This window comes from Mycobacterium sp., assembly GCF_035603715.1.
In the GTDB taxonomy this organism is placed as follows: domain Bacteria; phylum Actinomycetota; class Actinomycetes; order Mycobacteriales; family Mycobacteriaceae; genus Mycobacterium.
In genome coordinates this window covers 1-10,173 of the sequence record NZ_DATNJW010000243.1, presented here as the reverse complement: position 1 = coordinate 10,173, position 10,173 = coordinate 1, and the positions used below count along the sequence as shown (strand labels likewise).

Sequence of the window (10,173 nt, the reverse complement as noted above, 5' to 3'; positions counted from 1 at the left end):
GACCGCGTCGGCGCCGGCTCCCCCGTCGTTCGGGTCGCCGCCGAACAGGTCGAACTGCCCCATCGCCTCGGCCTTCTTGGTGCCCAGCACCGACTCGACGGCGTCGGTGTGCACCAGGAACAGCCCCTTGCGCGGATGCTTGAGCGAATCGAAGGCGCCGGCCTTGATCAGCGACTCGGTGACTTTCTTGTTGCACGCCGCGATGTCGACCTTGTTCAGGTAGTCGGAGAAGTCGGTGAACTTCCCCTTCTCGGTGCGGGTGTTGATCAGCGAGGCAACAACATTGGCCCCGACATTACGGACCGCGCCCAGCCCGTAGCGAATATCGGTACCGACCGAGGCGAAGTTCAGCCCGGACTCGTTGACGTCGGGCGGTAGCACGGTGATGCCGAGTTTGCGACAGTCGGCCAGGTAGACCGCGGCCTTGTCTTTGTCGTCACCGACCGAGGTGAGCAGGCCGGCCATGTACTCGGCGGGATAGTTCGCCTTGAGGTACGCCGTCCAGTACGACACCAGGCCATAACCGGCCGCGTGCGACTTGTTGAACGCGTAATCGGCGAACGGCAGGATGGTGTCCCACAGCGCTTTGATGGCCTTGGCCGAGAATCCGTTGGCCTGCATGCCTTCTGAGAAGCCCTCGAATTCCTTCTCCAGCACCTCGCGCTTCTTCTTGCCCATGGCCTTACGCAAAATGTCTGCTCGGGCGAGCGAGTACCCGGCCACCTTCTGCGCGATGCGCATGATCTGCTCCTGATACACGATCAGGCCGTAGGTTTCGGCGAGGACCTCGCGTAACGGTTCCTCGAGCTCGGGGTGAATCGGCTTGATCGCCTGCCGGTTGTTCTTACGGTCGGCGTAGTCGTTGTGGGCGTTCATGCCCATCGGGCCGGGGCGGTACAACGCGAGCACCGCGACGATGTCCTCGAACCCGGTGGGCTGCATGCGGCGCAGCAGGTCTCGCATCGGCCCGCCGTCGAGCTGGAAGACCCCCAGCGTCTCGCCGCGACCCAGCAGTTCGAAGGTGGCCGGGTCGTCGAGCGCCACCGATTCGAGGTCGAGGTCGATCCCACGGTTGTCTTTGATGTTGACCAGCGCGTCGCCGATGATCGTGAGGTTGCGCAGCCCGAGGAAGTCCATCTTCAGCAGGCCGATCGCCTCACACGACGGGTAGTCCCAGCCGGTGATGATCGCGCCGTCTTGCGCCCGCTTCCACAGCGGGATCACGTCGGTCAGCGGCTCGCTGCTCATGATCACCGCGCAGGCATGCACGCCGGAGTTACGGATCAGACCTTCCAGGCCGCGGGCGGTCTGGTAGATGGTGCGCACATCGGGATCGGTGTCGATCAGACCGCGGATTTCGGCGGCCTCTTTGTAGCGTTCGTGGTTGGGGTCGGTGATACCCGACAGCGGAATGTCTTTGGCCATGATCGCCGGGGGCAGCGCCTTGGTGATCCGGTCGGCGATCGCGAAGCCCGGCTGACCGTAGTGGATCCGGGCGGAATCCTTGAGCGCCGCTTTGGTTTTGATGGTGCCGAAGGTGATGACTTGCGCGACCCGGTCCTGCCCCCACTTCTCGGCGGCGTACCGCACCATCTCACCGCGTCGACGGTCGTCGAAGTCGATATCGATATCGGGCATCGACGCGCGCTCGGGGTTGAGGAACCGCTCGAACAGCAGCCCGTGTTGGATCGGGTCGATGTCGGTGATGCCCAGCGCGTAGGCCACCAGTGATCCGGCCGCCGAGCCACGTCCGGGGCCGACCCGGATGTCGACCGAGCGTGCGTAGTTGATCAGGTCGGCGACGATGAGAAAGTAGGACGGAAAACCCTTGTCGCAGATCACTTCGATCTCGTACGCGGCCCGCTCGGAGTACCCGTCGGGCAGCGCGTCAGGGAAGCGGCGGCGCAGGCCGGCCTCGACCTCGTGGCGCAGCCAGGACGCCGGGTCGTGGCCATCGGGCACCGGGAAGACCGGCATCCGGTCGCGGGGTTCCCAGACGTCGGCGTACGAGCTGACCCGCTCGGCGATCAGCAGGGTCGAGTCACAGGCGCCGGCAACCTCGTTGTCCCAGATCTCCCGCATCTCGGCGGCCGACTTGAGGTAGTAGCCGTCGCCGTCGAACTTGAACCGAGTGGGATCGGTGAGCGTCTTGCCGGTCTGCACACACAGCAGCGCCTCGTGGTTGTGCGCAGCGTCGCGGGTGACGTAGTGGCAGTCGTTGGTGGCCAGCGGCGGAATGTTCAGCGCGCGACCGATTTCCAGAAGCCCGTCGCGCACCCGGCGTTCGATGGACAGCCCGTGGTCCATCAGCTCCAGGAAGTAGTTCTCGGGTCCGAAGATCTCCCGCCATTTGGCGGCCGACTCCAGTGCTTCGCGCTGGTGTCCGAGCCGCAACCGGGTCTGCACCTCTCCGGACGGGCAGCCGGTGGTGGCGATGATGCCGGCGGCGTGCTCGGCGATCAGCTCGGCGTCCATCCGCGACCACTTGCCCAGCTGACCTTCGAACGACGCCAGCGAGGACAGCTTGAACAGGTTGCGCAGACCGGTGGCGTTCTCGGCGACCATCGTCATGTGCGTGTAGGAGCCGCTGCCGGAGACGTCGTCGCTCTTCTGCCCCGGATCACCCCACAGGATGCGCTTGGTCTCGAAACGTGAAGCCGGCGCGACGTAGGCCTCGATACCGATGATCGGCTTGATGCCCGCGGCGGTGGCCCCGTTGTAGAACTCGCTGGCCCCGAACATGTTGCCGTGGTCGGTCATGCCGATCGCGGGCATCTGTAGTCGCTGCGCCTCGGCGAGCATCGGCGCAACCTTCGCGGCACCGTCCAACATCGAGTACTCGGTGTGGTTGTGCAGGTGCACGAACGACTTGCTCATAGGGACGCCAGTCTATGGCCGCACACCGACGCGCACCCGGCGTGTCGAAGAGTGTGTCGTGCCCTTCGGCCAACTCACGACCCGCCGATTCACGACCGGAGCGCGACGGTGTCGGGATCCCTGCGGGCGTGCCGGCCGTTCTGGCTCACGTCCGGGCTGTCTGCGGTGTCGTCCGGCACTTCGGGCGCCGCTTCCGAGATGGGCGGGGCCGGCGGTTCAGCTCGCCGGCGCGGCGCGGGCGCCGGCGGCTTGGACGGCCACCAGTTCCACTTACCGACAAGCACTGCGACCGCCGGCACGGTGATGGTGCGCACCAGGAATGTGTCCAGTAGCAGCCCGGTCCCGATGATGAAACCGCACTGCACCAGGGTGCTGATGCTGGCGAACAACATGCCGAACATCGAGGCGGCGAAGATGACACCCGCCGCGGTGATCACACCGCCCGTCGAGCTAACCGTGTGGATCACGCCGGAGCGTATCCCATGCGGTGACTCCTCGCGCAGCCGCGAAATCAGCAGCAAGTTGTAGTCCGCGCCCATCGCGACCAACACGATGAACGTCAGCCCGGGAATGCTCCACGTCAGCGGCTGACCGAGAAGGAACTGAAAGACGATGACGCCGATGCCGAGCGCCGACAAGTACGAGATCACCACTGAGGCAATGAGATACAGCGGCGCGACCACTGCGCGCAGTATCGCGACCAGAATCAGGAACACGATCAGAATGGTCATGATGATGATGAGATTGATGTCGTCTGCGTAGTAGGCGCGGGTGTCTCGCAGCATCGCGGTGACACCCGATGCCGATATCGAGGCTTCTTTGAACAACGCATCCGGGTGTGGCCCCCGAGCGGCATCGATGATGCCGCGGATCTGATTCATCGCGTCGGTGCCGAAGGGATACAGCTTGGTTTGCACCAGGTACCGCGCCGTGTGCCCATCGGGTGAGATGAACGCGGTCAGCGCACTGGTCAATCCTCCACCGGTGTGTTCGGTCTGCTTGATCAGATCCTTGACGCCGTCGACCATCTGATGAATCGCGTCGGCGTAATTGTGCGCATCCTTCTGCGTTTCTGCCGTGCGTTGCCGCTGACCCGTGTCGTCGTTGCCCAGCACCCGCATGTCGTTGCTGGCGTCGTCCAGTATTTGGCGCACATTTCGCGAAGCCACCTCGATGGTGGTCGCGTCAGGGAAGTTCGCCAGCTTCTCGGCGAAATCAGACATCTTCTTCAGCGCGCCACCCGCACGGTCGGTGACCGCAACCACGTCCAGCACGGTCACCGGCGACGCGTCCACGGTGTTGGCGATCTCGGCGACATCCAGGGACATGGCGAAGCCGAGCGCTCGCACGGTGCTGACGAACGTTGCCGTGTCATCGACTTTTTTGGCTGGGGCGGTCGGCGGGGCCAGGGCAGCCAGTTCGGGCGGTAGGCCCATGTCAGGGGTGGAGGTCCCGGTACTGGCAACTGAGTACAGCAGGGAGGCCACGTTGGGGAAACCATCGGCTTCGTCGCCGTCTGATTTATCGCGCTTGTCGCGCTTATCGGTCAAGCCTCCGGAAGAACCGATTGTCAGCCCATCGTCCGCGGATGTCTTGTCGGCCGGTTGCTTGTCGGCCGATTTCGGCGTGGGCACCGGGGCGCCGTGGATCGCCGCGATATCGGGCATTTGGCCCACCCGCTGTTCCATCTGTTTCAGATCAACAAGGGAGGCCGGCTTACGCAGGTCTTCTGACGAGTGGACAACGAGGTACTCGGGGATGGTGGCGTTCAACGGGAAATGCTCGCCCAGCGTCTTGTATCCGACCGAGCTTTCAACCGAACTCGGAAGCGTCTTGCTGTCGTCGTAGTTGAAGCGGGCGAACGTCGCGCAGCCGGCCAAAATGACCAGCACGGTGAGACTGCCGACCAGATGGATCACCGGTTTGCGCACAATGCGAATTCCCGAGCGCCGCCAGAAGCGGGAGGTGAGATCGCCCCGCGGCTTGATCCAATTGCGCTTTCCGGCCAGGACCATGAGCGCCGGCAGGAACGTCACGGCGGCAAACAACGCCACCGCAATGGAAATGGCCAACGCCGGTCCGACGTTTTTGAACGCTCCCAACTTGGTGAAGATCATCCCGAGGAAGGTGATCGACACCGTTGCCGCCGACCCCGCGATCACTTTGCCGATCGACGTCAGCGCCGCGGCAACGGCTTCGTCCGAAGGCATGCCCTGCCGCAGATAGTCGTGGTAGCGGCTGATCAGGAACACGGCGTAGTCGATGCCGGCGCCGGCCATCATCGTCGTCATCAAAGTAATCGTCTGGCTGGAGACGCCTAGACCGAGTTCGGCGACGCCCGACACGATGGACTGCGCGACTCCGACCGATACGCCGATCGTGATCAACGGCAACATCATCGTGAGCGGGTTTCGATAGATGAGGAACAAGATGATCAGCACCATGATCACGACCGCGGCTTCGATCACGTGCATATCGCGGATACCGATGTACATCAGATCGTCGCCGGTGGCCGCCGGGCCGGTCAGGTTTGACGTCAGCGTTGTCCCGGCGACGGATTTTTTGACGATGTCGGCGACCCGGCCGAATCCCTCGTGCAGCTCGGGTGTGCCCACTCCGCCGGACAGCACCATGGGCAGGTACCAGGCTTTGTGATCCTTGCTGGTCATCGCCTCGCGCAGGGCGGGTGTGTGGATGAAGTCCTGCAGCATCACGATGTCGTGGGTGTCTGGCCGCAGGTTGTCGGCCAGTGTGCGATAGGTGGCGAGGTCGGAGGGGTTCAGTCCGTTGTCGTCGGTCAGGACGACCAGCAGCACGTTTTCATTCTCGGAGCCGGACTGGTTGAACGCCTGGGAGATCTGTCGCGTCGTTTGCAGCACCGGGGCGTCGTTCGGCAGGATGGGAACCGGCCGCTTGGCGGCCATCTCGGTCAGCGGCGGAAATGTCACCGACAGAACAGCGGCCAGCGCGATCCAAAACCCGATGACCGCCCACGGCCAGCGCTGCACAACCACGCCGATCCAACCGAACAGCCCCCTGGCTTCGGACATAGCGGCTCCACGCGCCCCCCGCACCATTCGGCCAGGTTACCGCCGTTCGCTGGATCTGTAGACCCTTCGGTCGTAGCGAGCCGGCCCGCGCCGCTATCCGTAGAGCTGGACGAACTGCTTCAGCGACTTCTCGACGTCACCTTTGACGGCCCGCGCTGCGGCCGCACCCACCGGGCCGAACAGCGCACGCCCGCCCAACTCGAGGCGCACGCCCAGGTTCGAACCCTTTTTGGTGGGCGACACGGTGAGCGTGACGGTGTACTTCGCGCCGCCCTTGCCGGATCCGGACAAGGCGACCCGGTGCGGCGGATCCCAGGTGGTGACCGTCCATGTCACCCGATTACGCAGTCCCTTGGCGCGTGCGACGCCCACGACCTGGGTTCCTGTGCTCAACTCCGCGGGAAGCTCGCTGCGCCACGCCTCGTGCATCACCAGCCACTCACCCAATTCGGAGAGATCGGACACGTGCTCCCACATGTCCTGCGGGCTCATCGGCACATCGGCCTTGACGTCGACCGCGGCCATCAGCGACTGGGTCCGCCACGGAATCGGTTGCCGATCCGTATGCCGGGCAGCAGCAGGCTGCGTGGCACGTACCGGCCGCCGATGCTCACGGCCTTCGGCACGATTCCGGGCACCACGCTGCGCTTACCGGCGAGCATTCCGCGGATGGCCTCTTCGGCGACGTCGTGCGGCGACACCTGCGCAAGCGGAATGCTGAAGCGCTCGGCGCTGGCGATCTCGCCCCACTCCGTCGGCACCGGGCCCGGGCACAGCACCGTCACCGAGACGCCCGTGCCGTGCAGTTCCTCGTGCACCGCCTCGGAGAAGGTCTGCACGAACGCCTTTGTCGCCGAATACACGGCCATGTACGGGATCGGCTGGAATCCCGCGATCGAGGCGATGTTGAGTACCGCACCGGCTCCCCGCTCGATCATGCCGGGCAATGCGGCGTGGGTCAGTTCCACCAACGCCAGCGAGTTGAGGACGACCTCCTCGCTTTCCCGCTCGACTGGCAGAGTCTGAAAGACCCCGCTGGTGCCGAAGCCGGCGCTGTTGCACAACCCGGCGATCGCCTCGGTGCGAAGCCGCTTCGCGAGTTGCTCGCGCGCCCCGGCATCAGACAGGTCGAGCGGAAAGACATCCGCCGCCACCGAGTATTGGGCGCGGACCTCGTCGGCGAGCTCGTCGAGGCGTTCCTGGCGGCGGGCCACAAGTACCAACGGATAGCCGCGCCGGGCCAGTCCGCGGGCCAGCTCCGTACCGATACCCGACGAGGCGCCGGTGATGACAACGGCTTCTTGGTTGGTCGGTTTCGGAAGACTCATGATCGCCTCACCAGTGGATTCCGCGGGTCGCGCGAACGAACGTCTCGCTGCGGGGATCGAAATCGGTTGCGCCGCTGTCGGATTCATCACCCTTGGCGGCTGACGAATCATGGAACATTTCGAACGCCCGGTTGCGCACCAGATCCATCACCGCCGGGTTGACGGCGTCGGCGACGGCGGCGAACTGCCCGAACGGCGAGCTGGCCCGCCGGGGCCGGTGCACGATCGCATCGGTGATCACACCCGCGGCCTGGTCCGGGGTCAGCGCCGGGAATTTGTCGTACATCTTGGTGGGGCTGATCATCGGCGTCCGGACCAGCGCCATATGCACGGTGGTGAACTTGATGTCGTCGCCGACCACCTCGGCCTGCAACGCGTCGCACAGGCTGTCCAGCGCAGCCTTGCTGGCGATGTAAGCGCCGAACCGCGGCGCGCGGGTCTGCACCCCGACCGATGACACGTTGATGATCTGACCGAACCCGCGTTCCCGCATGCCAGGAATGAATTTGAGGATCAGCTGTACCGCGCCGAGGTAGTTCAGCTGCATGGTGCGCTGATAGTCGTGGATGCGGTCGTAGGACAGCGCCAGCGAGCGGCGTATCGATCGTCCGGCGTTGTTGATCAGCATGTCGACGCCGCCGAGATCGGCCAGCACCTGGTCGGCCATCTCTGCGATGGCATCCATGTCGGACAGGTCGCACGGGTAGACATGCGCCGTGCCGCCGCTGCTACGGATCTCGTCGGCGACCTTTTCCAGGTTCTCCCGGGTGCGCGCGACCAGCACCACCTCGCCGCCCGCATCCGCGATCTTCTTCGCCGCCGCTTCGCCGATGCCGGACGATCCGCCCGTGATCAGGGTGATCGTGCCGTCGACGGCATCGTGCAGCGTGCGACCTTGTACCGCGTCGAGCAGATTACGCAGGTAGAAGGGTCGGTAGCGACCGGCCGAGTTCGGAGTGTTGACGAGATTGGACACAGCGGCGAAAGGCTTCTCGACCAGACCGGTCAGATCACCCAGATTCATAGCTTCCACGCTCTCCCGATGGTGATTCCCCTGGCATTTCCACCGAGTCTGCTATACCGCTGAGCAGTACAGGCGCTTGTTCGGCAATCCGGTTGTTACGCCGGGTAATCCAGCGGTGATGGCGCTCTAACTGGCGGGCAACGGTGAGGTGGTGCGCTATTGCGCATGGGAATACTGACCCGCTTTCGCAGGCCCGGTGCGGCATCGCTGTATGAGCAGATCGGTGGTCACGACGCCCTCGAAGTCGTTGTCGAGGACTTCTACTGCCGTGTACTCGACGACGACCACTTGGCCGGCTTCTACGCGGGCTCCAACATGAAGTGCGTCAAGGCCAGGCAGGTCGAATTCCTGTCCTCGGTGCTCGGCGGGCCGGGGCCCTACACGGGAACGCCGATGCGGCAGGTGCACGAAGGCCGTGGCATCACGATGCATCACTTCGCCATTGTGGCCGCGCATTTGGCGGATTCGCTGTGCGCGGCCGGGCTCCACCCGGACACGATCACCGAGATCCTTCAAACCATCGCCCCGCTGGCCGGCGAGATTGCAACGGAGGACATCAAAGCGGTCGTCTGAACACCGCTTCAAACTTCGCCGAGCGTGCGGGGGTCCGCGCATTGGCGGCCTGGCTTATCGCGCGGACCGCACGCTCGGCGAACCCCCCTCCCGCGGCGCCGGTGTCTGCGGAATTGCCATGCGCGGCCTAGATTAGAACTCAGGGCTCGTCAGCCGATGGCTTCAGCAGAACGGAAACCCGGCCATGTCTTCCGGATTGATCCGACACCTCCCCGCCGCGGTGGCTTCCGTCGCCGTACTCGGCGCGGCGCTTCTTCCCGGCGGCACGGCAGTTGCGGACCCGGGCCAAGACCAGAAGTTCTTCGACCTCCTCGGCGAGAAAGACATTCCCCCGGTCGATAACGCGAACAGCCTCATCGAGACCGCGCACAAAGCGTGTTCCAAACTCGATGGCGGGATGTCGGTGGGCGACTTGGTGGAATTGATTAGGAACAATGGGTTTAACGAAAATCCGCTGACACGCCTGAATCCCCCTGACCGGATCACCCGAACCATCAACCAATTCATCACCGCGTCAGTGCAAGCCTATTGTCCGTACGACGCCGGCAAGATCGCTTCGATCGCGGCTTACGACGGGCGCGGCTCGCGCGGCGTCGTCATAGTGCTGGCCTCGGTGACCGAAGCTCTCCCCGCCGGAGAAATCCCGCCGACGAAGCCGCTGCCGGTGCCGGCGGCACCACCTCCGCCCGAGCCACTGGCGCCGGCCCCGCAGGAACCGCCTCCGCCGCCGCGACATGTTCAGCAGGCACCGCAACGGAAGCAACAGGTGGAACCACCGCCCCAGGAAGCGCCACCGCAGGAATCGCCACCGCAGGCAGAACAGCCGCAAGCCCCTGCCCCTGCTCCTGAGCCCGGCGGTGGAAACGGCGGAAACGGCGGCGCCCCGGCACCGGAGACCCCGGCGCCGGCTCCACCGGCGCCGCCGGGCCACATCCGGCTCGCGCCCTGACCACGACGTCAACGCCGACGGCGAGGCCGTAGCTCAGGCGCCGGCTGCCGCCAACACGGGTTGCTCGGCAATCTGCTCAGACGGCCGTCGTAGATAGACGCGCAAGGTGACCAGCGCGGCGATCACGTAGAACACGGCGAAGTACGGTGTCGCAGCCGTGGAATCGCTCTCACGCGTGGGTTGGGCGCCTCGTGAGCGATGCCGCCAAGTTCGAGGACTGCCCGCTGGAGCGCTCTGCATTAGAGTGCTGACATGGTCGGCACGGCGCCAGCGGAGCTCGAGTCAGGGCCAAGCCCATTTCGATTCGATCGCGCGGAATTGGCCGGGGCGGTAGGCGATCTGGGCGTACTGGTCCCGATCGCGGTGGCACTG

The 10,173-nt window shown here is 64.9% G+C and carries 7 protein-coding genes; 2 read left to right on the top strand and 5 right to left on the bottom strand.

The window, feature by feature from the left end; genetic code table 11:
* The 5 genes from dnaE to VN856_RS10325 all read right to left on the bottom strand — a co-directional run.
* The coding region (dnaE, locus tag VN856_RS10345) for a DNA polymerase III subunit alpha (protein WP_325688623.1) at window positions 1-2,877 on the bottom strand (2,877 nt) is incomplete at its 3' end.
* 89 nt (window positions 2,878-2,966) lie between these two features.
* Entirely contained in the window at window positions 2,967-5,927 is a 2,961-nt protein-coding gene (locus VN856_RS10340) for an RND family transporter (protein WP_325688621.1), read from the bottom strand.
* A gap of 93 nt (window positions 5,928-6,020) precedes the next feature.
* A complete protein-coding gene (locus VN856_RS10335; protein ID WP_325688619.1) occupies window positions 6,021-6,452 on the bottom strand; it encodes a type II toxin-antitoxin system Rv0910 family toxin in 432 nt (143 codons plus the stop codon).
* Entirely contained in the window at window positions 6,452-7,255 is an 804-nt protein-coding gene (locus VN856_RS10330) for an SDR family oxidoreductase (protein WP_325688617.1), read from the bottom strand. Before VN856_RS10330 ends, VN856_RS10335 begins: the two co-directional genes overlap by 1 nt.
* 7 nt (window positions 7,256-7,262) lie before the next feature.
* A complete protein-coding gene (locus tag VN856_RS10325; protein WP_325688615.1) occupies window positions 7,263-8,279 on the bottom strand; it encodes an SDR family NAD(P)-dependent oxidoreductase in 1,017 nt (338 codons plus the stop codon).
* A 165-nt stretch (window positions 8,280-8,444) separates the two neighbouring features.
* Here VN856_RS10325 and VN856_RS10320 point away from each other — a divergent pair, with 165 nt between their 5' ends.
* Together VN856_RS10320 and VN856_RS10315 are read left to right on the top strand one after the other, a co-directional pair.
* Entirely contained in the window at window positions 8,445-8,852 is a 408-nt protein-coding gene (locus tag VN856_RS10320; RefSeq protein ID WP_325688613.1) for a group 1 truncated hemoglobin, read from the top strand.
* Window positions 8,853-9,036: 184 nt separating this feature from the next.
* Window positions 9,037-9,801, top strand: coding sequence for a DUF732 domain-containing protein (locus tag VN856_RS10315; RefSeq protein WP_325688611.1), 765 nt, complete (start codon window positions 9,037-9,039; stop codon window positions 9,799-9,801).
* Window positions 9,802-10,173 lie beyond the last annotated feature (372 nt).

Bases quoted from the DNA above. Each gene is read 5' to 3' on its own strand.
- VN856_RS10315 (WP_325688611.1), top strand. From the start codon at position 9,037: ATGTCTTCCGGATTGATCCGACACCTCCCCGCCGCGGTGGCTTCCGTC.
- VN856_RS10325 (WP_325688615.1), bottom strand. From the start codon at position 8,279: ATGAATCTGGGTGATCTGACCGGTCTGGTCGAGAAGCCTTTCGCCGCT.
- VN856_RS10335 (WP_325688619.1), bottom strand. From the start codon at position 6,452: ATGGCCGCGGTCGACGTCAAGGCCGATGTGCCGATGAGCCCGCAGGAC.
- VN856_RS10320 (WP_325688613.1), top strand. From the start codon at position 8,445: ATGGGAATACTGACCCGCTTTCGCAGGCCCGGTGCGGCATCGCTGTAT.
- VN856_RS10330 (WP_325688617.1), bottom strand. From the start codon at position 7,255: ATGAGTCTTCCGAAACCGACCAACCAAGAAGCCGTTGTCATCACCGGC.
- VN856_RS10340 (WP_325688621.1), bottom strand. From the start codon at position 5,927: ATGTCCGAAGCCAGGGGGCTGTTCGGTTGGATCGGCGTGGTTGTGCAG.